Source organism: Achromobacter sp. FW305-C-30-7 (assembly GCF_058783105.1).
This window is the reverse complement of the sequence record NZ_JBYSYI010000001.1, coordinates 301,144-323,407: the sequence shown is the minus strand read 5'-3', so window position 1 is coordinate 323,407 and position 22,264 is coordinate 301,144. Positions and strand designations below refer to the sequence as shown.

The 22,264-nt window shown below is 66.3% G+C and carries 18 protein-coding genes; 7 read left to right on the top strand and 11 right to left on the bottom strand.

Annotated elements, in window-relative coordinates; genetic code table 11:
- Positions 1-22: 22 nt before the first annotated feature.
- The 3 genes from dprA (at position 23) to AC3WOB_RS01605 (ending at position 2,655) form a co-directional block, all read left to right on the top strand.
- Positions 23-1,135 (top strand): DNA-processing protein DprA, encoded by a 1,113-nt coding sequence (gene dprA, locus AC3WOB_RS01615; RefSeq protein WP_492273970.1) that lies wholly within the window; start codon positions 23-25, stop codon positions 1,133-1,135.
- Between the two features lie 129 nt (positions 1,136-1,264).
- Positions 1,265-2,173: a hydroxymethylglutaryl-CoA lyase gene (locus AC3WOB_RS01610; protein ID WP_492273969.1), complete on the top strand. Its 909-nt coding sequence runs from the start codon at positions 1,265-1,267 to the stop codon at positions 2,171-2,173.
- Positions 2,174-2,181: 8 nt separating this feature from the next.
- The gene (locus AC3WOB_RS01605; protein WP_041656737.1) at positions 2,182-2,655 is read left to right on the top strand and encodes a membrane protein; all 474 of its coding nucleotides are present in this window, start codon (positions 2,182-2,184) and stop codon (positions 2,653-2,655) included.
- A 57-nt stretch (positions 2,656-2,712) separates the two neighbouring features.
- On the opposite strand, the gene AC3WOB_RS01600 is transcribed toward AC3WOB_RS01605, so the two are convergent.
- On the bottom strand, positions 2,713-3,729 hold the full coding sequence (locus AC3WOB_RS01600) for an amino acid ABC transporter substrate-binding protein (protein ID WP_492273968.1): 1,017 nt from the start codon (positions 3,727-3,729) through the stop codon (positions 2,713-2,715).
- Positions 3,730-3,921: 192 nt separating this feature from the next.
- Positions 3,922-5,163: an aminotransferase-like domain-containing protein gene (locus AC3WOB_RS01595; RefSeq protein ID WP_013396704.1), complete on the bottom strand. Its 1,242-nt coding sequence runs from the start codon at positions 5,161-5,163 to the stop codon at positions 3,922-3,924.
- Positions 5,164-5,362: 199 nt separating this feature from the next.
- On the opposite strand from AC3WOB_RS01595, the gene AC3WOB_RS01590 reads away from it, so the two are divergent.
- Together AC3WOB_RS01590 and AC3WOB_RS01585 are read left to right on the top strand one after the other, a co-directional pair.
- Positions 5,363-6,082 (top strand): YggS family pyridoxal phosphate-dependent enzyme, encoded by a 720-nt coding sequence (locus AC3WOB_RS01590; RefSeq protein WP_013396705.1) that lies wholly within the window; start codon positions 5,363-5,365, stop codon positions 6,080-6,082.
- A gap of 128 nt (positions 6,083-6,210) precedes the next feature.
- On the top strand, positions 6,211-7,179 hold the full coding sequence (locus AC3WOB_RS01585; RefSeq protein ID WP_013396706.1) for a Bug family tripartite tricarboxylate transporter substrate binding protein: 969 nt from the start codon (positions 6,211-6,213) through the stop codon (positions 7,177-7,179).
- Positions 7,180-7,257: 78 nt separating this feature from the next.
- Here the strand turns inward: AC3WOB_RS01585 and AC3WOB_RS01580 are convergent, their stop codons facing one another.
- Both AC3WOB_RS01580 and AC3WOB_RS01575 read right to left on the bottom strand, forming a co-directional pair.
- The gene (locus AC3WOB_RS01580) at positions 7,258-11,217 is read right to left on the bottom strand and encodes a DUF3683 domain-containing protein (protein ID WP_492273967.1); all 3,960 of its coding nucleotides are present in this window, start codon (positions 11,215-11,217) and stop codon (positions 7,258-7,260) included.
- Positions 11,218-11,349: 132 nt separating this feature from the next.
- A complete protein-coding gene (locus AC3WOB_RS01575; RefSeq protein ID WP_013396708.1) occupies positions 11,350-11,886 on the bottom strand; it encodes a YqaA family protein in 537 nt (178 codons plus the stop codon).
- 75 nt (positions 11,887-11,961) lie between these two features.
- Here AC3WOB_RS01575 and ilvA point away from each other — a divergent pair, with 75 nt between their 5' ends.
- Complete coding sequence (ilvA, locus tag AC3WOB_RS01570; protein ID WP_013396709.1) at positions 11,962-13,470, top strand: threonine ammonia-lyase, biosynthetic; 1,509 nt, start codon at positions 11,962-11,964, stop codon at positions 13,468-13,470.
- 174 nt (positions 13,471-13,644) lie between these two features.
- Here the strand turns inward: ilvA and AC3WOB_RS01565 are convergent, their stop codons facing one another.
- Together AC3WOB_RS01565 and AC3WOB_RS01560 are read right to left on the bottom strand one after the other, a co-directional pair.
- Entirely contained in the window at positions 13,645-14,757 is a 1,113-nt protein-coding gene (locus AC3WOB_RS01565) for a porin (protein ID WP_492273966.1), read from the bottom strand.
- A gap of 443 nt (positions 14,758-15,200) precedes the next feature.
- Positions 15,201-15,584: a DUF4148 domain-containing protein gene (locus AC3WOB_RS01560; RefSeq protein ID WP_013396711.1), complete on the bottom strand. Its 384-nt coding sequence runs from the start codon at positions 15,582-15,584 to the stop codon at positions 15,201-15,203.
- A 383-nt stretch (positions 15,585-15,967) separates the two neighbouring features.
- On the opposite strand from AC3WOB_RS01560, the gene AC3WOB_RS01555 reads away from it, so the two are divergent.
- The gene (locus AC3WOB_RS01555; RefSeq protein WP_013396712.1) at positions 15,968-16,858 is read left to right on the top strand and encodes a LysR family transcriptional regulator; all 891 of its coding nucleotides are present in this window, start codon (positions 15,968-15,970) and stop codon (positions 16,856-16,858) included.
- A gap of 3 nt (positions 16,859-16,861) precedes the next feature.
- Here the strand turns inward: AC3WOB_RS01555 and AC3WOB_RS01550 are convergent, their stop codons facing one another.
- The 5 genes from AC3WOB_RS01550 to cydB all read right to left on the bottom strand — a co-directional run bounded on the left by AC3WOB_RS01550 (position 16,862) and on the right by cydB (position 22,251).
- Complete coding sequence (locus AC3WOB_RS01550) at positions 16,862-17,416, bottom strand: adenine phosphoribosyltransferase (protein ID WP_088143241.1); 555 nt, start codon at positions 17,414-17,416, stop codon at positions 16,862-16,864.
- Positions 17,417-17,470: 54 nt separating this feature from the next.
- On the bottom strand, positions 17,471-19,174 hold the full coding sequence (gene cydC / locus AC3WOB_RS01545) for a thiol reductant ABC exporter subunit CydC (RefSeq protein ID WP_492273965.1): 1,704 nt from the start codon (positions 19,172-19,174) through the stop codon (positions 17,471-17,473).
- Positions 19,171-20,877 carry a thiol reductant ABC exporter subunit CydD gene (gene cydD, locus AC3WOB_RS01540; protein ID WP_492273964.1) on the bottom strand — a complete coding sequence of 569 codons (1,707 nt, stop codon included), beginning with the start codon at positions 20,875-20,877 and terminating at the stop codon, positions 19,171-19,173. The genes cydC and cydD overlap by 4 nt, the downstream gene beginning before the upstream one ends.
- Positions 20,878-20,954: 77 nt before the next feature.
- On the bottom strand, positions 20,955-21,080 hold the full coding sequence (gene cydX, locus AC3WOB_RS01535) for a cytochrome bd-I oxidase subunit CydX (RefSeq protein ID WP_013396716.1): 126 nt from the start codon (positions 21,078-21,080) through the stop codon (positions 20,955-20,957).
- Positions 21,081-21,096: 16 nt separating this feature from the next.
- Entirely contained in the window at positions 21,097-22,251 is a 1,155-nt protein-coding gene (gene cydB, locus AC3WOB_RS01530; RefSeq protein ID WP_013396717.1) for a cytochrome d ubiquinol oxidase subunit II, read from the bottom strand.
- Positions 22,252-22,264 lie beyond the last annotated feature (13 nt).

Genomic DNA, 22,264 nt, shown 5'->3' with positions numbered 1-22,264 from the left:
GACGCCCTTACGCGCCTGCCCCATGCCGCTCACGCAATCCCCTTCCGAACTGGCCGCCTGGCTGCGCCTGTCCCTGGAGCCGAACATCGGCTCCGCCACCGCCTGCACGCTGCTGGGCGCACTCGGCCTGCCGGAACAGATCTACGCCCAGCGCGCCACGGCCTTGTCGCGCCATCTGCCCGAGGCGCTGGCCCGGCAGCTCGCCGCCCCCATGCCGCAAGAGATGGCGGCGCAGGTTGAAAGCGCGCTGGAATGGGTCGCCGCGCCCGGGCGGCACATCCTGACGCTGGCCGATCCCACTTACCCGCAAAGCCTGCTCACCATCGCCGATCCGCCCATCCTGCTCTACGTGGCAGGCGATCCGGCATTCCTGCAGGGGCCGTCGCTGGCAGTGGTAGGTGCACGCAACGCCACGCCCGGCGGCCAGGAGAACGCCCGCGCCTTTGCGCGCCATCTGGCTGGACATGGCTGGCGCGTGGTCAGCGGGCTGGCCCTGGGCATCGACGGCGCGGCGCATGAAGGCGCGCTGGACGCCGGCCCCGAGGGCGCCGGCACGGTGGCGGTCATGGGCACCGGCATAGACCGCATCTACCCTGCCAAGCATCGCGACCTGGCGCACCGCATCGCGGCGCACGGCGCGCTGGTGTCGGAACTGCCTCTGGGTACGGGCGCGCTGCCGCAGCATTTCCCCAAGCGCAACCGCATCGTGGCGGGATTGGCCCGGGGCGTGCTGGTGGTGGAAGCCGCCCGCCAAAGCGGATCGCTGATAACGGCCCGGCTGGCCGCCGAGGGCGGACGCGAGGTCTTCGCCATTCCCGGATCCATCCATTCGCCGCTTTCGCGCGGCTGCCATGCGCTGATCCGCCAGGGCGCCAAGCTGGTGGAAACCGCCAGGGACATCACCGATGAACTGGGCGGCGGTCCCACGCCTGCCGCGCGCGCCCAGCCCGCCACGGAGGAAACCTTGCCTGACCATCCCGTGCTCGGCGCGCTGGGCTACGATCCGCTGCATCTGGACGCGATCCTGGCCCGCAACGGCATGGACACCGCCGAGCTGCAGGCGCAACTGCTCGAACTGGAGCTGCAAGGCCGCGTCGTCCGACTGGACGACGGCCGCTATCAACGGCTGAAATAGGGCCGTTCCCCCAAGGCAGTTGCCCTTCGCCTTGCCTGCAAAACGGCGCCTGCCCTATGGCGCTAATATTGTGCAGATAGCGCCGCCGCCTTGCCGCGCCGCTCACCGCATCCCGAGACAGGAATAGACATGGCTTTGCCCTCCCGCGTGAAGATCGTCGAGGTGTCGCCCCGCGATGGCCTGCAGAACGAAAAGGAATTCGTGCCCACCGACGTCAAGGTGGAACTGGTCAACCGCCTGGCCGCCGCAGGCTTCCCCAATGTGGAAGCCGCCTCGTTCGTATCGCCCAAGTGGGTGCCGCAAATGGCCGACGGCGCCGAAGTCATGGCCCGCATCGAGCGCCGCCCCGGCACCATCTATTCCGTGCTGACGCCGAACATGAAGGGCTTCGAGGGCGCGCTGGCCGCCGGCGCCGACGAGATCGTGATCTTCGGCGCCGCCAGCGAGGCTTTCTCGCAAAAGAACATCAACTGTTCCATCGCCGAATCGATCGCGCGCTTCGAACCCGTGGTAGCAGCCGCGCGCGCCGCCGGCATCCGCGTGCGCGGCAGCATCAGCTGCGCGCTGGGCTGTCCCTACCAGGGCGAAGTACCGGTGGAAGCGGTGGTGGACGTGGCGCAGCGCTACCTGGCGATGCAGGTCGACGAGATCGACGTGGCCGACACCATCGGCGTGGGCACGCCCAAGCGCGTGCGCGAAGTGATGACGGCAGTGACGCGCGTGGCCGATCCCGCGCGCATTTCCGGCCACTTCCACGACACCTACGGGCAGGCGCTGGCCAATATCCTGGCGGCGCTGGAAACCGGCATCTCGATTTTCCACACCTCGGTGGCCGGCCTGGGCGGCTGCCCCTACGCCAAGGGCGCCACCGGCAACGTCGCCACCGAAGACGTGCTGTACATGCTGCGCGGCCTGGACATCGATACCGGCGTGGACTTCGACGCCGTGGTCGATATCGGCCAGTGGATGTCGGGCCATCTGAACCGCAAGGGTTCCAGCCGCGCCGGCAACGCCATCGCCGCCAAACGGGCGGCATGACGGACTCCATGAACACTCCCGCCGGCACGCCCCCCGCCGAGGACCACGCGGCGCTGCTGCGGGCCATCGGCCCGCTGCCCTTGTCGGGCCAGGCCTGGCCCGACTGGGTCCGCATCCTGACCTGGGTCATCCTGGCGGTACTGGGCGTGCAGGTGGTCACCACCGCCATCCGCGCGCCTTCGCAACCCTTCGACACCTTGCTGGCCGCCGTAGTGGCGCTGTGCTTCCTGGGACTGCTGTTCGTGTCCTGGCACATGCAGACGTCCATCACCACCATCGACGAACGCGGCCTGCGCCAGACCTGGTTCACGCGCCGCGAAGTCGCCTGGGAAGACGTGCGCTACGCGCGCTTCGTGCCGATGCTGTTCTCCAAGCGCCTGGTGGTGTTCACGCACCGCGGCCGGCCGATGATCTTTCAAGGCGGCACGCGGGAATTGCGCACCGCGTTCGTAAAGATCGCCGAACTGTACCGGCGCGGCTAGCGCCCGGGGGTTCCGCGCGCTGGCAATCGATGGCCGGGCGCGCGAAATCCATTCTCGTCAGCGGATCGGCAACGCGTACATCAGCCCGCCTTGCGTCCATTGCGCATTCAGGCCGCGCTTGATCTTCAAGGGGCTGCCCTGGCCCACGTTGCGCTCGAAGCTCTCGCCGTAGTTGCCCACCTGCTTGACGATGTTGTAGGCCCATTTCTCGTCCAACCCCAGGTTGGCGCCGCCACCGGGCGTGACGCCCAGGATGCGCTTGATGTTGGGATTGGCGCTCTTGGCCTGTTCGTCCACGTTGGCGGACGACACCCCGTACTCTTCGGCCTCGATCATGGCCGACAGCGACCAGCGCACGATGTTCAGCCAGGCATCATCGCCCTGGCGCACGAACGGGCCCAGCGGTTCCTTGGAGATGATCTCGGGCAGCACCACGTAGTCGTCGGGGTTCTGCAGCTTGGAAATGCGGATCGAGGCCAGGCCCGAAGCGTCGGTGCTGAAGACGTCGCAACGGCCCGCGGCAAAGGCGTTGACCACTTCATTGAAGGTTTCGATCACGACCGGCTTGTAGCTTACGTTGTTGGCGCGCGCCCAATCGGCCAGCGTGTTCTCGTTGGACGTGCCGGTCTGCAGGCAGATGGTGGCGCCGTTGATTTCCTTGGCGCTCTTCACGCCCAGGGACTTGGGCACCAGGAAGCCCTGGCCGTCGTAGAAGTTGATGCCGGCGTGGATGATGCCCAGCGCGGTATCGCGCTGCTGCGTGACGGTGGTGTTGCGTGTCAGCACGTCCACCTCGCCGGATTGCAGGGCGGTGAAACGCTGCTGCGAATTCAGCGGCACCACCTTGATCTTGTTGGCGTCGCCGAAGACCGCGGCGGCGATGGCGCGGCACAGGTCCACGTCCAGCCCCTGCCACTTGCCTTGCGCGTCGGGCGCGGAAAAGCCCGCGAAGCCCGTGGTCGTGCCGCAAGCCACGGCGCCGCGCTGGCGCACCACGTCCAGCGTGGCTGCTTGCGCACCCTGCGCCGCTGCCGCCAGCAACGTCGCGCCGATCAACCCTTTTGCAATGTTCATGACCTCGTTTCCTGTTCTGCTTTGCGGGCGCGGGGACGCGCCGAGGCAAGAAGCTTATAGACATGAAGCGCTCGAACCAAATAACAAGCGCTTATTTAGGTATGCGCGCCCCGGCGCGCAAGCGCCAGGGCGGACAGGCAAAAAGCATAGCAACAGGCAAGGCGGCGGCGGATGCGCGCCGTCAAGCCGGCATCAGGCGGCCAGCGAGATCGACACCGGCTCGTTGGCTTCGCACGCGTCCAGCGCGCGGCCCAGCCGCACCATGCCCTGGGCGATCTGGCTTTCGTTCATGGTGGCGAAGGACATGCGCATGGCGTGCAGGTCGGCCTGCGCCGCGTCGGCATAGAAGGCCTTGCCCGGCACGTAGACGACCTCGTGCTCGATGGCGTAGGGCAACAGGCGGGTGGCGTCGATGTCGCCCGTCAGGCGGGCCCAGAAGAACATGCCGCCTTCGGGCTTGCTGAAAGTGACGCGGCCGTTGAGTTCGCGGGCCAGCGACTCGGCCATGGCGTCGCAGCGCAGGCCGTAGGCCGCGCGGATGCGCGGCACATGCTCGCCGTAGCGGCCGTTCGCCAGGTACTGGGCCACGACTTCCTGGATCCAGGCGGACGAGGCCATGTCGTCGGCGGCCTTGGCGCTGACGCAGCGGCGGCGGACTTCGGGCGGCGCCACCAGCCAGCCGATGCGCAGCGCGGGCGCCATGGTCTTGGACATGCTGGCCAGGTACACGGCCCAGTGGCGGGCTTCGCCTTCGGCCAGCGCGGCGATGGGCGGCACCGCCTCGCCGGCAAAGCGCAGCTCGCTGTAGGGGTCGTCCTCGACGATCAGGAAGCGGTGCTTGACCGCCAGTTCCAGCAGCCGCAGGCGGCGCTCGCGGGTCAGGGTCGCGCCGCAGGGATTCGAGAACGATGCCACCACGCAGACCATCTTGGGTTTGATGCGGCCGGCCAGTTCGTCCAGCGCGTCCACGTCGATGCCCTCGGGGCCCGACTGCACCGTATGCACCGTTGCGCCGGTGTAACGCAGCGCCTGCACGGAATTCGGAAACGCGGGCGATTCGATAATGGCGTGGTCGCCGGGCTGCAGCATGACGCGGGTCAGTAGCGCCAGGGCCTGCTGCGAACCGCCTGTCACGACCAGCTCGGTATCGGGGTTGCAGATCAGGCCGCGCTCCGCCGACAGACGCGCCAGTTCATGGCGCAGGCTGGCCTGGCCGTCGATGTTGGAATACTGCAGGCAGGCGCCCAGGCGAGCCAGCACCTGGGTCGATGCGATCGACAGGCCGTCCACGTCGAACAGTTCCTGCGCGGGGTAGCCGCCCGCCAGCGAAATGGTGCCGGGACGCATGGCATACGGCATGAGCGATCGGATGGGGGAAGCGGGCGGATTCAGGAAAGGCGTGGCGAAAGCGTATTCAGGCGCTGCGGTGGACATGGCGGGAGACAGTAAAGGTGGGAAACCGTGACGCCCGCTGGGGCGGCGCCGGATGGCATAGAACATTGAAATATAAACAAATATCTTCAAATTCTAAGCCTGCCGATTACACAGGGTCAACGACGCGCGCGGGCACTGTGGCGAAACGATCCTGCGCAGTCCTACACTATGGGACATCCCGTCCCTACCAGAGAGCTGAATGACCGCCGTAGACACCATGGCCGGGCGCCTTGCCCAGATCCAGCAACGCATCGCCGACGCCTGCGCGCGCGCCGGCCGCAGCCCGGACAGCGTGACGCTGCTGCCCGTCAGCAAGACCTTCGGCGTGGATGCCATCCGCGAGGCCATGGCGCTGGGGCTGACCCGCTACGGCGAAAACAAGACGCAGGAAATCCGCCAGAAGGCCGCGGCGCTGGACGGCCTGGGCCTGCAATGGGTGCTGATCGGCCATCTGCAGACCAACAAGGCCCGCGACGCCGCGCGCGACGCGGCCGAGGTCCAGTCGCTGGACCGGGTGGAGCTGGCCGAAGCCCTGCATCGCCGCCTGGCCAACGAAGGCCGGACCCTGGACGTGCTGGTGCAGGTCAAGACCTCGTCCGAGCCGAGCAAGTACGGCATGGATCCCGCGGACGTGCCCGCCTTCCTGCGCCGTATCGCCACCGACTTCCCGACGCTGCGCGTGCAGGGCCTGATGACGCTGGCCGTGAATTCGCCGGATGCCGCCGAAGTGCGCGCCTGCTTCCGCGCCCTGCGCGAGCTGCGCGACCGGCTGCGCCAGGAAAACCCGCCCGGCGTGTCGCTGGACCGGCTGTCCATGGGCATGAGCGGAGACTTCGAGCTGGCGATCGAGGAAGGCTCCACCGAAGTGCGCATCGGCTCGGCGATCTTCGGCGCCCGCAGCTACCCGGACCCGCAATAAGCCGCTGAAAACAAGGCGCAAAACATCCGCCTATTGCCGGGGACGCAAGGCATAATAACGGCGCATAACAGGCCCCCGCACCCCTCGCGGCGCCGGCCCATATTCAATTCCGCACTTGGAGACACCCCATGCATAAGCACGCGAAGCGCCTGTTGGCGCTAGCCGCCCTGTCCCTGGCCGCAGGCGCGGCCTCTGCCCAATCCTGGCCCGCCCAGCCGATCCGCTGGATCGTGCCCTACCCGGCGGGCGGTGGCGCCGACGTGGTGGCGCGCACGGTCGCGGGCGGCATGGAAAAGCCGCTGGGCCAGACCATCGTGGTCGAAAACCGTCCCGGCGCCGCCACCATCATTGGCGCCACCGCCGTGGCCCAAGCCGAACCTACCGGCTACATGGTCGGCACCGCCGACTCGGGCACGCTGGCCTTCAACCCGTCGCTGTACGCCAAGCTGTCCTACGACCCGTCCAAGTTCACCTACATCGGCGGCATCGCCAAGTTCCCGCTGCTGCTGGCCGTGAACGTCAACTCGCCGTTCAAGACAGTGGACGACGTGATCCAGGCCGCCAAGAAAGAGCCGGGCAAACTGTCGGCGGCCTCCGCCGGCGCGGGCTCGCCGCACCACCTGGCGCTGGAACTGTTCAAGCAGCGCACCGGCGCCAACCTGCTGCACGTGCCCTACAAGGGCGCCGCCCCCGCCATCCAGGACCTGCTGGGCGGACAGGTGGACGTGATGTTCATCGACCTGGCCGCGGGCCTGCCCAACGTCAAGGCCGGCAAGCTGCGCGTCCTGGCGGCGGCTACCCCGGAACGCGTCGCCGCGCTGCCGGACGCGCCCACCATGGCCGAACAAGGCGTGCCCAACTTCACCGCCTATGCCTGGCAGGGCCTGGTCGGCCCGGGCGGCCTGCCGGAGCCGGTGGTCAAGAAGCTGGCGGCCGAACTGGACGCCACGCTGAAGTCGCCCGCCGTGTCGCAGAAGATGCTGGACATGGGCGTGATCCCGATGCCGCTGTCCTCGCAGGAGTTCAAGGCCTACGCCGAGCAGGAACGCACCGCCTGGGCTGACGTGATCAAGAAGGCCGGCATCAAGCTGGAGTAAGCCCTCCGGCGCATTGCCACAAGTAAAAAAAACCGCGGCCATTGCTGGCCGCGGTTTTTTTTGGCTGCGCGTACCGGCTTAGACCAGCACCCGCTCGATGCCGCCCGCATTGGCGCGGCGCACGTACTCTTCCATCCAGCCTTCGCCCAGGATGTGGCGCGCCATCTCGACCACGATGTAGTCCGCGTCCATGCCGGTATCGCCCTCATAGCGCGACAGGCCTTGCAGGCACGACGGGCACGAGGTCAGCACCTTCACGTCGCCGGTGAAGCCGTCGCTGCGCAGTTCGGCATCGCCCTTGAGCAGTTCTTCCTGCTTGCGGAAGCGCACCTGCGTGGAGATGTCCGGGCGGCTGACGGCCAGGGTGCCCGATTCGCCGCAGCAACGGTCGCTCTTGATGGCGTCGTCGCCAACCAGGGCGCGCACGGTTTTCATGGGTTCCTGCAGCTTCATGGGCGTGTGGCAGGGGTCGTGGTACATGTAGCGCACGCCCTTGGCCCCTTCCAGCTTGATGCCCTTTTCCAGCAGGTATTCGTGGATGTCGATCAGGCGGCAGCCCGGGAAGATCTTGTCGAACTCGTAGCCGGCCAACTGGTCGTAGCAGGTGCCGCAGCTGACCACCACCGTCTTGATGTCCAGGTAGTTCAGCGTGTTGGCGACGCGGTGGAACAGCACCCGGTTGTCGGTGATGATCTGCTCGGCCTTGTCCGTCATGCCGTTGCCGCGCTGGGGATAGCCGCAGCACAGGTAGCCCGGCGGCAGCACGGTCTGCACGCCCGCGTGCCACAGCATGGCTTGCGTGGCCAGGCCCACCTGCGAGAACAGGCGTTCCGAACCGCAGCCCGGGAAGTAGAACACCGCTTCCGTGTCGGCCGTGGTGGCCTTGGGATCGCGGATGATGGGCACGTAGTTCGCGTCCTCGATGTCCAGCAGCTTGCGCGCCGCCTGCTTGGGCAGCCCGTCGGGCATCTTCTTGTTCACGAAGTGCACCACCTGCTCGCGCAGCGGCGGCTTGCCCACCGTTGCCGGCGGCGCGGCGGTCTGCTTCTTCACCAGGCCGGACAACAGGTCGTGCGCGGCGCGCTGGACCTTGTAGCCCACGCCCACCATCGCCTTGCGGGTGGCGTTGATGGTGGCCGGGTCCTTGGCGTTGAGGAAGAACATGGCGCTGGCCGTGCCCGGATTGAACGACTTGCGGCCCATGCGGCGCAGCACGGCGCGCATGTTCATGGACACGTCGCCGAAGTCGATATCGACCGGACAGGGGTTGTAGCACTTGTGGCAGACCGTGCAATGGTCGGCCACGTCCTCGAACTCTTCCCAGTGCTTGAGGCTGACGCCGCGGCGGGTCTGCTCTTCGTACAGGAAGGCTTCCACCAGCAGCGAAGTGGCCAGGATCTTGTTGCGCGGCGAATACAGCAGGTTGGCGCGCGGCACGTGGGTGGCACACACCGGCTTGCATTTGCCGCAACGCAAACAGTCCTTGATGGATTCCGAGATGGCGCCGATGTCGCTTTGCTGCATGATCAGCGACTCGTGGCCCATCAGGTTGAAGCTGGGCGTCCAGGCGTGGCGCAGGTCCGCGCCGGGCATCAGTTTGCCGGCGTTGAAGTGGCCGTTGGGATCGACGCGGCGCTTGTAGTCCTGGAACGGCGCCAGTTCGGCTTCGGTCAGGAATTCGTACTTGGTCAGGCCGATGCCGTGCTCGCCGGAGATCACCCCGTCCAGGTCGCGGGCGATCTGCATGATGCGCTCGACGGCCTGGTGGGCCTCCTGCAGCATCTCGTAGTCGTCCGAGTTGACCGGGATGTTGGTGTGCACGTTGCCGTCTCCGGCGTGCATGTGCAGCGCCACGAAGACGCGGCTCTTGAGCACGCGGCCGTGGATGGCGACCAGTTCGTCGACGATCTTCTTGTAGGCCGCGCCCGAGAACGTGCGCTGCAAGCCGGCCAGCACTTCGGTCTTCCAGGACAGGCGGATGGTGCGATCCTGCACCACGTCGAAGACGCATGCGCCCGGCTGCGCCGCGAGGCGGTCCGACAGCGCCGGCTGCAATTCGCCCAGGCCCAGGCCATGCAGCTCGGGCAGCGCCTGCATCAGCGGCAGGTCCAGGTTGTCCAGCAGCCACTGCCAGCGCTGCCTGACGGCGGCCAGCAGTTCCAGCGCCTGGCGCGTGCGCTCGGCCAGCATTTCGGCGCGGGTGGTCTCGACGTCCGTGTCATCGATCTTGCCGACGGGCAACGGCGTGCACAGATAGGCGTCCAGCTCGCCCAGCAGCTTGAGCTTGTTGCGGGTCGAGAGCTCGATGTTGATGCGTTCGATGTGATCCGTGTATTCACCCATGCGGGGCAGCGGGATCACCACGTCTTCGTTGATCTTGAAGGCGTTGGTGTGGCGCGCGATGGCAGCGGTGCGCGAGCGGTCCAGCCAGAACTTCTTGCGCGCCTCGGGGCTGACAGCCACGAAGCCTTCGCCATGGCGCGTATTGGCCAGGCGCACCACTTCGCTGGATGCCGCGGCCACGGCGTCTTCGTCGTCGCCGACGATGTCACCGATCAGGACCATCTTGGGCAGCACGCCGCGCTTGCTCTTGGTGGCGTAGCCCACCGCGCGCAGATAGCGCTCGTCCAGATGCTCGAGCCCCGCCAGGATGGCACCGCGGGCGCGGCCTTCGCCGTCCAGGTAGCCCTTGACCTCGACGATCGACGGAATCGCGTCGCGCGCCTGGCCGAAGAACTCCATACAGACCGTGCGCGTGTAGCGCGGCATGCGGTGCAGCACCCAGCGCGCCGACGTGATCAGGCCGTCGCAGCCTTCCTTCTGGATGCCGGGCAGGCCGGCCAGGAACTTGTCCGTGACGTCCTTGCCCAGGCCTTCCTTGCGGAACACGCGGCCCTGGATTTCCAGGGTTTCGGTCTTAAGCAGGCGCTCGCCCGGCTTGCCGCGGCCGTCGAACCACTTGAGCTCGAAGCGCGCCACGTCCACGTCATGGATCTTGCCCATGTTGTGGTCCAGGCGGCTGACTTCCAGCCAGTTGCCGTTCGGGTCGACCATGCGCCACCAGGCCAGGTTGTCCAGCGCGGTGCCCCACAGCACGGCCTTCTTGCCACCCGCGTTCATGGCGATGTTGCCGCCGACACAGGAAGCCTCGGCCGAGGTCGGATCGACGGCGAACACGAAGCCGGCCGCCTCGGCGGCTTCGGAGACGCGCTTGGTCACCACGCCGGCGCCGGCATGGATGACCGCCACGGGCTCGGTCAGCCCGGGCAGCAAACAGGACTCGACCTTGCCGAGCTTGTCGAATTTCTCGGTGTTGATGACTGCCGACTTCCAGGTCAGCGGAATGGCGCCGCCGGTATAGCCGGTGCCACCGCCTCGCGGAATGATGGTCAGCCCCAGCTCGATACAGGCGGTGACCAGCGCCGCGATCTCGTCTTCCGTGTCCGGCGTCAGCACCACGAAGGGGTATTCGACGCGCCAGTCGGTGGCATCGGTCACGTGCGAGACGCGCGACAGGCCGTCGAACTTGATGTTGTCGCGCGCGGTGATGCGGCCCAGCACCTTCTGCGCCTGCTTGCGCATCATGGCGGTCTGGTCGAACTCGCCCTCGAACGCGGCAATGGCGGAACGCGCCCGCGCCAGCAGGCCGACGACCTTCTCGTCGCGGTGCGGATCATGGCCGGCCTCGGCGGGCACGTCCGGTTCGCGACGGCGGTCGATTTCGCCCAGGCGGTGATGCAGGGCTTCGATCAGCTGCTTGCGGCGCTTGGGGTTGTCGAGCAGGTCGTCCTGCAGATAGGGATTGCGGCGCACCACCCAGATGTCGCCCAGCACCTCGTACAGCATGCGCGCGGAACGGCCGGTGCGGCGCTCGCCGCGCAGGTCGCTCAGCAGGCTCCAGGCGTCGTCGCCCAACAACCGGCCGACAATCTCGCGGTCGGAAAACGACGTGTAGTTGTACGGGATTTCGCGCAAGCGCGCGGGTGCTGCGGGCGGCATCGCCCCGTTCAAGATGTGGCTAGCGAGTGGGGCGTTCATGGCTGCAAGAGGGGGCCCTTAAAAAACTATTTTATGCCATTGGACGAGTCTGGCCCCTAATACCCCTAGGGACGCGCTCGAAATCCGGAAATGGCGGGGATGGTACGTCCCCGATTAATTGCAATATCGGCGCTAGACCTGGCCGGGAAAAAACCACAGCAGGCTGGCGGTCATGACCAGATAGCGCAGGAATTTGCCGATGGCCATGTAGAACACGCAGGGCCAGAAGGACAGCCGCAGCCACCCCGCGACCGCGCACAGCGGATCGCCCACGGCGGGCAGCCAGGACAACAGCAGCGCGGGTGGCCCCATGCGGTGGATCCAGTCGTGGGCGCGCTCATTCCAGCGCCCGCGCATGCGTCCGCCCTCGGTCGCGTCGGGATGCGGATGGGGGTGCTTTTCCTTCCAGCGTTGCACGGCGCGTTCGGCGCCCAGGCCCATGGCGTAGCTGATGGCGCCGCCAGCGGTATTGCCCAGGGTCGCCACCAGGATGGCCGGCCAGAACATGTCCGGCGCCAGCTTGATGAAGCCGAACACGGCCGGCTCGGACCCCAGCGGCAGCAAGGTCGCGGACACCAGCGAGACGGTGAAGATCGCAGACAGGCCGACCGAGGGCAGCGCCAGCACCCCCAGCATCCAATGCACAGCGGATAACAGACTTTCTTCCATAGTGGGGCGAGTGTAGCCGCGCGCGGGTGCATAATCTGCCCCACTTCCCTACTTCTTGCCGCCAGCCGCTGTCCCATGTCCACTGATTATCTGAAACGCATCCTGACCTCGAAGGTTTACGACGTCGCGGTCGAATCGCCACTGGAAGCGGCGCCGCTGCTGTCGCAACGGATTTCGAACACGGTGCTGCTCAAGCGCGAGGATACCCAGGCGGTGTTCAGCTTCAAGCTGCGCGGGGCGTACAACAAGATGGCCAACCTGAGCCCGGCCGCGCGCAACCGCGGCGTGATCGCGGCCTCGGCCGGCAACCACGCCCAGGGCGTCGCGCTGGCGGCCAGCCGGCTGGGCTGCCGCGCCGTCATCGTCATGCCCACCACCAGCCCGCAGGTCAAGATCGACGCGGTGCGCCGCCTGGGCGGCGAAGTCGTGCTGGCGGGCGAGAGCTTTTCCGACGCCTACGCGCATGCGCAGATCCTGGAAAAGAAAGAGAAGCTGACCTTCGTCCATCCCTTCGACGATCCCGACGTGATCGCCGGCCAGGGTACCGTGGGCATGGAAATCCTGCGCCAGCATCCCGGCCCGATCGACGCCATCTTCGTCGCCATCGGCGGCGGCGGGCTGATCGCGGGCGTGGCCGCCTACATCAAACAGCTGCGCCCGGAAATCAAGATCATCGGCGTGCAGACGGAAGACTCGGACGCCATGCTGCGCAGCGTGCGCGCGGGCCGTCGCGTGCAGTTGAACGACGTGGGCCTGTTCTCGGACGGCACGGCGGTCAAGATGGTGGGCGCCGAAACCTTCAAGCTCACGCGCCAGTATGTGGACGACTTCGTGGTGGTCAACACCGACGCGATCTGCGCGGCCATCAAGGACGTATTTCAGGACACGCGCAGCGTGCTGGAGCCGGCCGGCGCGATGGCGGTCGCGGGCGCCAAGCAGTACGCGGCCGAACACCATCTGAAGGGCAAGACGCTGGTGGCGATCGCCTGCGGCGCCAACATGAATTTCGACCGCCTGCGCTTCGTGGCCGAACGCGCCGAAGTCGGCGAAATGCGCGAAGCCGTGTTCGCCGTCACCATGCCGGAGCAGCGCGGCAGCTTCCGCCGTTTCTGTGAACTGGTGGGCGAGCGCAGCGTCACCGAGTTCAATTACCGCATCTCCGACGCGGATCGCGCGCACGTCTTCGTCGGCATCCAGGTGTCCTCGGCGTCCGAGCCCGACAAGATCGCGGCCAACTTCCGCCGCCATGGCTTTGACACGCTGGACTTGACCCACGACGAAATGGCCAAGACCCACCTGCGCCACATGGTGGGCGGACGTTCCGCGCTGGCGCGCAACGAACTGTTGTACCGCTTCGAATTTCCGGAACGCCCGGGCGCGCTGATGCGCTTTCTCAACGCCATGAATCCGGACTGGAACATCAGCCTGTTCCATTACCGCAACCAGGGCGCGGATTACGGCCGCATCCTGATCGGCATCCAGGTGCCGCCTGCCGACAAGAAGCAGTTCCGCAGCTTCGTGGCGGAACTGGGCTATCCCCACTGGAACGAGACCGACAACCCGGCCTACAAGTTGTTCCTCTAAATCCACGCCCTTCACGCGGGCGCCTAAAAAAACGAGAGGGCCTCCTTGCGGAGGCCCTTCCCTTCCCTGCTCAAGAAACGTCCGGCGGCAACCAGTCGCGGGGGTTCGCTGTCACTCGGCGGCCCACGGAGATGAGCCGCGCATTCAGCAAGGTCTTGCCGGACGTCCTATCGCTTAGAAACGGTGACGCACACCGACGGCGACTGCCGTGTCGGTCGCATCGCGCTGGAACGCGTAGTTGTCACCGTAGGAGGCGTACGCGTACAGGTTGGTGCGCTTGGTGAAGTCGTAGGTGTAGCCCAGGCTGTAGACGTTGAACGTCGCGTCGTCGCCCGTCAGCTTGTCGTTGCTGGCGGTGGCGCGCTGCCACGAACCGAAGACCGAGTGGCGGCCCAGCGGCACGGTGGCGCCGATCATGTACGAATTGGCGCGGAAGCCGTCAGCCAGCTTGAACGTACCCAGGTTCTGCATGCCAGCGGGCGTGGTGCCCATGTTCTGGCCGACGAACCAGCCGTCGCGGGTCTGGCCGAATGCCGCCGCAACCTTCACGACTTCGAAGTCATACGAACCGCCCAGGATGTATTCCTGGATGCGGGCTTCGGACTTGCCGCCGGTCTGGCCGTTGGACGGGTTGAAGCGGTCATACGCTGCGGCCAGGTTCAACGGGCCGTTGACGTACTGCACGCCTGCGGTCAGCACGCGGTTGTTATTGCCGGTCTGGAAGCCGGTCTGCGATGTATCGCTGACCGCGTCATCGGCGCTGAACGAGTAGCCGATGCCCGCCTTGAAGCCGCCCATGCTGGGGGTCTGGTACAGGACCATATTGTCCAGGCGCATGGTGTTGGCGCTGCCGAACGTGGTACCCATGTTGGCGGTGTTGTAGCTGATCGAGAACGGGTCGATCGAGCCGAAGTACTTGGAAGCCAGGTTGGTCTGGCGGCCGAATTCCAGACGGCCCCAGGTATCGCTGTCCAGGCCCACGGTGGCCTGGCGGCCCCACAGGCGGCCGTTTTGCAGCGACTTGCCATTCATGGGGCCAAAACCGGCTTCCAGGGTGAACACGGCGCGCAGGCCGTCGCCCAGATCTTCAGTGCCGCGCAGGCCGAACCGCGAGCCGCTGCTCACGCCCTGCACGCCGCCGAAGCGGCTTTGCGAATTGCCGTCGAACTTGACCTTCTCGTAGCCAATACCAGCGTCGATCAAGCCGTACAGCGTCACGGAGTCTGCGGCTTGCGCAACGCTGGCAAAACCAGCCAACAGCGCGACAGCCAATAGCGTCTTCTTCATATAAGTCCCCAAAATGGCGAGATGAAAGGCAAACCGCAAACCCACCGCACACAGGGGCGGGAATCTGCGTGCCGCTGCGAACAAGTTAGCGGCGCATGCACTGAAGCCAGTGTCCAGCCTGCGCCAATTCGAAGTAACCCGGATTTCGAAGAACTACTTTCCATGGTTGGGATAATGACGGCCTACTTACCAGCTGCTCTCTTTGGAAACCTGCGTTAACACGTTGATATCAAATGCGAATTAAGGCTCGCAAAATATTGGACGGGCCTGGGATATTCTGCTGCCGAGGCCAGACGACCAACAAGAGTTGTTGATTGGCCCGCACAATTCTGATGCGAAAACGCGACACTATCGGCAGTTGGCTCACGGGCCGTTCGCCCTTCCACCTAGCGTAAAAAAGCCCCTCTGCATCGGGGGGGCTCTTTTCTTGCCTGCTGGACGGCTTAGCGGCCTTGGGGCGGGTAATCCAGTTCGCCAAAGGTGTACTCGCCGCGGGCCTTAGCTTCGGCCAATTCCTGGCGGACTTGTTCGCGGGTCTTGCCGGCGGTTTGCGACACGGCAGCTTTGGGTGGGTAGTCCAGTTCGGCCGAGGTCACCTGGCCGGCGGCCTTGGCGCTTTGCAGTTCTTGCTGGACTTGTTCACGCGTCAGGCTGGTGCGCTCGACGGCGGCGGGCGGGTAATCCAGTTCACCAAACGTGACCTGGCCGGCGGCCTTGGCGGCTTGCAGTTCCTGTTGGACCTGTTCACGCGTCTTGCCATCGGCGTGAGCGGCGGACATACCCACCAGCGTTGCGGTAACCATAAGTGCGGTAGCTAGGGCTTTCATTGCGATGACTCCATCCTAAACCTTGCACATCGTCTTCTGCCAGGCTGGCAGGTGCGATATGACAATTTGATTGCTGGGACGAAGTATCTGGCGATTGGAGCTTAGTAAAAACCCTTATTTTGGGGAACATATTTGCATGAATGGGACAATTACTGGTCGCCACCCTCAGAATCTGCGCATTTTCTGCACACGATGGAAGGCGATCATGCACCGGCAAGTCATGCCTCCATTCAGCCGCAAGCAAGCTGGGTAACGGAAGATGTGCGATTGATCTGGTAGATGCACCGTTCAGCGCAGGGAAATAGACATTTCTACTGGCGGGACAATGATTCCATTTATCATACAAATCTGCCAGAAATGGAATTTTGAACTTCGAGGGCCTCATGGATATCCAGCTTAACGACATCGCTCTGTTTGTCGAAGTCGCCAAGCGCAAGAACTTCAGCCACGCCGCCGAAGCCTTGAATATTCCGACGTCCACGCTCTCGCGCCGCGTCAGTGAACTGGAGCGCAGCATCGGCATGCGGCTGCTCAACCGCAGCACGCGCAAGATCGACCTGACCGAGGCCGGCGCCATCTATTTCGAGCGCTGCCGCCATATCGTGGAAGAAGCGCGCATCGCGCACGATCAACTGCTGGACATGGCGGTGCAGCCCAAGGGACGCCTGCGCATCTCGCTGCCCACCAGCCTGGCGCAGCTGTTCCTGCCGGCCGTCATCAGCGAATTCCGCGAGCAGCATCCGGACATCGAATGCGACTTCGATCTGAGCATGCGGCCGATCGACCCCATCAGCAATCCGTTCGACCTGATCCTGCGCTTCGGCCAGCAGCCGGACTCCAGCCTGATCTCGCGCAAGATCGTGCTGATGGCCCACCAGCTATATGCCTCGCCCGAGTACCTGGCGCGCCACGGCGAGCCTCGCGTGCCGGCGGATCTCAGCCATCACGAATGCCTACGCCCCACCATGCGCGAGGAGTCATCCTTCTGGATGCTGCATTCGGGCGACAAGGTGGAACGGGTGCAGGTGTCGGGGCGACTTTCGGCCAACAACGTCGGCATGCTCGGACGGCTGGCCGGTCAAGGCCTGGGCATCACACCGCTGCTGGTCTTCGACGCGATGGAACGCGCCATCAAGCAGGCGGGCCTGGTGCGGGTGCTGCCGGAGTGGAGCCTGACGCCCCTGCCGCTCTTCGCGCTGCTGCCTTCGCGCATGCTGCCGGCCAAGACCAAGGCGTTCCTGGACTTTATCCAGCCGCGCCTGTCGGACGCATAGCCCCTACGCGGCGGTGTCGGCGCTGTATTGACAGACGGTGTAGAGCGGCGTGCCGGTGGCGGCGACCTTCGCGGAGCCGCCCAGGTCGGGCAGGTCGATGATGGCGGCCGCCTCAACCACGTTGGCGCCCAGGCGCTGCAGCAGCTTGATGGCGGCCAACATGGTGCCGCCCGTGGCGATCAGATCGTCCACCAGCAGGACGCGCTGGCCGGTGCGCACGGAATCCGTGTGCATTTCAACCGACGCGTTGCCGTACTCCAGCGAGTATTCCTCGGCCACCGTGCGGAACGGCAGCTTGCCCTTCTTGCGCACCGGCACGAAACCCAGATTGAGCTCATAGGCCAGCACGCTGCCCACGATGAAGCCGCGCGCGTCCACGCCGGCCACGAGGTCCAGGCGCTGGCGCATGTAGCGGTAGACGAAGAGATCGATAAGCACCCGGAACGCGCGAGGATCCTGCAGCACGGGCGTGATGTCGCGAAATATGACACCGGGTTGGGGCCAGTCTGGAACGCTGCGGATGGTGCGCCGGATGTACTCGGCGTTGTCGGTCTGCATGGAAGACGGCCCTGAAGAATTGAAGCAAGGCGAACTATAACCTCGCAACCGCGCTTAAGCCAGGATTGCCGTCCCCGATGACCATTCACATTCCTGTAGCCGGCCGCCCTGCAAGACATAGCGGCGATCGACCGCCCCGGGAGGCAAGGCTGCGTGGGTCGCAAGCACCACGGCGCGTCCTCCCACGGCGCCTGCCAGGTCAGCGAAGAATGCCGTTTCGGCCTCGCGATCCAGCCCTGCGGTCGGCTCGTCCAGCACGATGACCGCCGCGGGCGACAACAGCGCGCGCGCCAGGCATAGGCGGCGCGCCTGCCCGGCCGACAACTGCGAACCCGTCTCACCCGCCCAGGTATCCAGGCCATCGGGCAGGCCGCGCACGAAATCGCCCAGCCTCGCGGCGTCCAGCGCGCGCCACAAGGCGGCGTCATCCGCGTCGGGATCGCCGATGAGCAGGTTGGTGCGCAAAGTCCCCAGGAACACCGGCGCGTCCTGCGACAGCAGCGCAATGCGCCGGTGCCAATCGGCCTGTGCACAGGCGCGCGCGTCGCAGCCGCCGAAACGCACCTGTCCCGCCTGTGGATCCTCCAGACGCAAGAGCAGGTGCAGCAAGGTCGACTTGCCCGCACCGCTTGGCCCTACGATGGCGATCCGCTCACCGGGCGCCACACGCAGGGTGACGTCGTCCAGCACCAGCGGACTGGCACCAGCCCCTCGGGCGGGATAAGCAAAGCGCACGCCATCCAGCTCCACCGCGCCGCTGTCGGGCAAAGCGCGAGGCGCGGGCGGATCCTGCATGTCTGGCTCGCATTGCGTGACTTCGCGGATGCGCGCCGCCGCCGATATGGCCGAGCCCATGCGCGATGCCCCGCGCATGATGGGACCGGCCACTTCGAAGATTCCGATGACCGCCAGCAACAGCCCGGCAAGCGCGGGGCCTTCTATCCGCCCCGCTTCCAGCGTGTCCAGGCCGAACCAGAGCAAGGCCAGCACCGAGGCGCTGGCGGCGGCCTGGAGGAAGAACTGCCCGCGTACCGCCACCCGCGCCTGGCTGCGGCGGGCCAACGCGCTGGCCTGGCACAGGCGTTCGAAATGCGCGGCCGTCTGCGCCTGCGCATGCAGGGCCACCATGTCCGCGTGCCCGTCCACCGCGTCCAGCGTGGCGGCGCGCAGCCCCGCCGCGCTCTCCTGGGCCGCCACGCCCGGCTTGCGCGCGGCGCGCAGCAGCCACAAAGGCACCAGCACACAGGCCACCAGCAAAGCCAGGGCCAACGCCAGCGCGGCGGCGGGCACCCACAGACCCAGCACCGCGGTCAGCACCGCGCCCGCCAGCACCGCGGTGATCAGAGGCGCCAGCACAAATAGGAAAACCGTATCGAGCGCGTCGACGTCGCCCGTCATGCGCGCCACCAGGTCGCCATCGCGATAGCGCGCCAGTTGCCGCGGCGTGAGCCGGATCAGTGCCGAAAACACCTTCGCGCGCAAGTCCGCCAACAGGCGCAGCGTGGCGGAATGGCCGACCACCCGATCAGCGTAGCGTGCCACGATGCGCAGGAACGACAAGCCGCGCACCAGCGCCGACGGCGCAAACAGATTGAACGCGCCGCCCGCCCCCGCCAGCGCCGCACCGGTCAGGAACCAGCCCGAAACGCCCAACAGGCCCACGCCTGCGGCCACCGTCGCCAGCGCACAGAACAATGCGAGTAAAAGCCCGCTTTTACGGCGCGCATACAGCGGCAGGAGCAACAACAGATTCTTCATGCGTCTTCCACTTTTCCGCCGGCCACACGCAGGGTCCGGCCCAACCGGGCCGCCACTGCCGGCGCATGCGTTACCAACAGCAAGCTGCGGCCGGCGGCGAATTCCAGGATCTCGTCCAGCACGCGCGCTTGCGTGGCCTCGTCCAGATGCGCCGTGGGCTCATCCAGCAGGATCAGCCCCGGATCGCGCAGGAACAGGCGCGCCAGCGCGACGCGCTGCGCCTGGCCGCCGGACAGGCCGTGCCCGCGGCCGCCCAATGGCGTCGCCAGCCCTTGCGGCAAGGCCTCGGCGAACTCCAGCACACAGGCGCGGCGCGCGGCGGCCTGCACTTCGGCATCGGTAGCGTCGGGGCGGCCCAGACGGATGTTGTCCGCGATGGAACCGGCCAGCAGCTGCGGCTTCTGACCGATCAGCGCCACGCGCTGGCGCAACGCCGCCTCGTCCCATTCGGGCAGAGACACGCCGTCGATGCGGATGTCCCCCCGGAACGGACGCAGGCGTGCGATCGCCTCGATCAGCGAGGATTTGCCAATGCCGCTGGGTCCCATCAGCGCGGCGTGCTCGCCCGGCGCCAGCGTCAGACAGGCGTCCGAAAGCACCGCCAAGCCGCGGCCCGGCACGTCCAGATTCAAGCCTACGATGGCAAGGGCAGCGCCTGAGCCAGGGCGCCCGGAAATGCGTCCTGGGCCTGCGGCGGCCTCGGCAAGATTGCGCGGGCCAGATCCGCCACCGGCCTGGCCATCGCCTTCTTGCGGCAGGCCATCGAACAGCAGCGCTATCTGCGACACCGCCGCCAACGCGGCCGCGCGGTCGTGATAATGCGCCGCGAACTGGCGCAACGGCGCATAGACCTCCGGCGCCATCAGCAGACAGAACAACCCGGCCTGCAAGGTCAGCGGCGACCAGCGCAGGTCCAGGAATCCCAGATAGGTCAATCCAATGTAGACCGCCACCCCGGCCACGCCCAGCGCCGCGAAAAACTCCAGCACCGCCGATGAAAGAAAGGCAATGCGCAGCACCGACATCGTGCGCTGGCGCAGCGCGTCGCTGGCCGCCACGACCGACGCTGCCTCAGCCTCGGCGCGGCCGTATAGCTTCAGGGCGGACAGGCCGCGCAGCCGGTCGGCGAAAAAGCCCGACAAGCGGGCGAAGGCGCGCAGGTGCCTGCGGCTGGCGCCCTGGGCGCCCCAGCCGACCAAGGCCATGAACAGGGGTATCAGCGGCGCGGTGATCAGCAGGACCAGTCCGGCGATCACGTCCATTGGCAACAACACCACGGAAAACGCGACCGGCAGCATGGCCGCCGCGGCCATGGCGGGCAGGTACTTGGCAAAGAACCCATCCAGCGCTTCGACCTGATCCACCACTGCGCTGGCCAGCTCCCCGGACGCCTGCCCCCGGCTCCAATAAGGACCTTTTTGCACCAGGCGCCTGAAGAGCGATAGCCGCACATGGCGCTTGATGCGCTCGGCCGCGTCCGCGCCGGCGCGCTCGCCCGCCCAGGTGATGCAGGCGCGCAACAGCATCAGCCCGGCTATGACCAGGATGTCGCCGAGCAGTTCTTGCCGGGGTACTTGCCTGACGATGGCCGCATCGAGCACGCTGGCCAGCAGCCAGGCCTGCACCACCAGCAAGACGCCGCTCAAGAGGGGCGCGGCGCCCGCCAGCATCAACGGCAACCTGGCCGCCTTGGCAAGCGCCATCAACCACCGCGACTGTGCGCGCGGCGGTTTGTCCAGAGTTGCCGAGGGATCGTGCTCGAGGCTGCTAGTGCCGCCGCTCACGCGTCATTGCGGCTGGCGCGCGGGTCATGCGTATGCCCCTCGCGCAGCTCGAACCACATTGCATTGAGAATGGCGAAGGCACACGCCAGGCCCAGACCGAGTATCCACGAGAAATACCACATGGTGGAGGCTCCTTTTTCAGTATGAGTTGGGCGTGTCGCCCACCGATTCGTGGGTGACCTTGCCGCGCATGACGCGGTACACCCATGAGGTGTAAACCGTGATGAGCGGCAGGAAGATGGCGACCGCGATCACCATGATCCACAGCGTCAAGTGGCTGGACGAACCGTCCCAGATGGTCAGGCCGGCCTGCGGCTTCGTCGACGAAGGCATGATGAAGGGGAAGAGCGAAAAGCCCACCGTCAAAATCACGCCGCTGATCGAAATCGCGGATGCCAGGAACGACAGCACATTGGCGCGCACGGTCAGCAGCAGCACCACCAGCAAGGCGCCGCCCACGCCTAGCGCGGGCGCGATCCACATCAGTGGCCATTTCGCGTAGTTGGCCATCCAGGCGCCGTTCTGCACCGCCACGGTCTTGAGCATGGGATCCGACGGACCGGCCATGTCCACCGCGCTGGTGATGACATGGCCAGGCAGGCCGCCCGCCACCCAGAAGCCGCCCGCCGCGAACAGCGCCGCGGTCAGCAAGGCGCACAGCCTGCCCCAGTTGCGGGCCCGCGACGAGATCGGGTCTTCCGTGCGCCAGGCCAGCAGCACGGCTCCGTGCATGGCCAGCATCACCACGCTGAGCACGCCGGCCAAGAGCGCGAACGGCATGAACAGCTGGTAGAAGTGTCCTTCATAGATCGGACGCAAGGTCACCGGATCGAAGGTAAACGGCACGCCCAGGATGATGTTGCCCATGGCCACGCCGAACACCAGCGAAGCCACCACGCCCGAGAAACAGAGCACGCCGTCCCAGCGGTTGCGCCAGCTGGTGCCTTCCATCTTGCTGCGGTACTTGAAACCGACAGGCCGCAGGATCAGCGCAATCAGCACCAGCATCATCGCCAGGTAGAAGCCGGAGAACGACGCCGCATACAGCAGTGGCCAGGCGGCGAAAATGGCGCCGCCCGCCGTGATGAGCCAGACCTGGTTGCCTTCCCAGACCGGCCCCACCACGTTGATCACCACGCGGCGTTCGATGTCGGTCTTGGCGACCACGGGCAACAGCGCGGCCACGCCCAGATCGAAGCCGTCCATGACGGCGAAGCCGATGAGCAAGGCGCCCAAGAGCACCCACCAGACCACGCGCAGCGTGCCGTAGTCGAAAGGAATAAGAGTATCCATCGCTGTCTCTCCC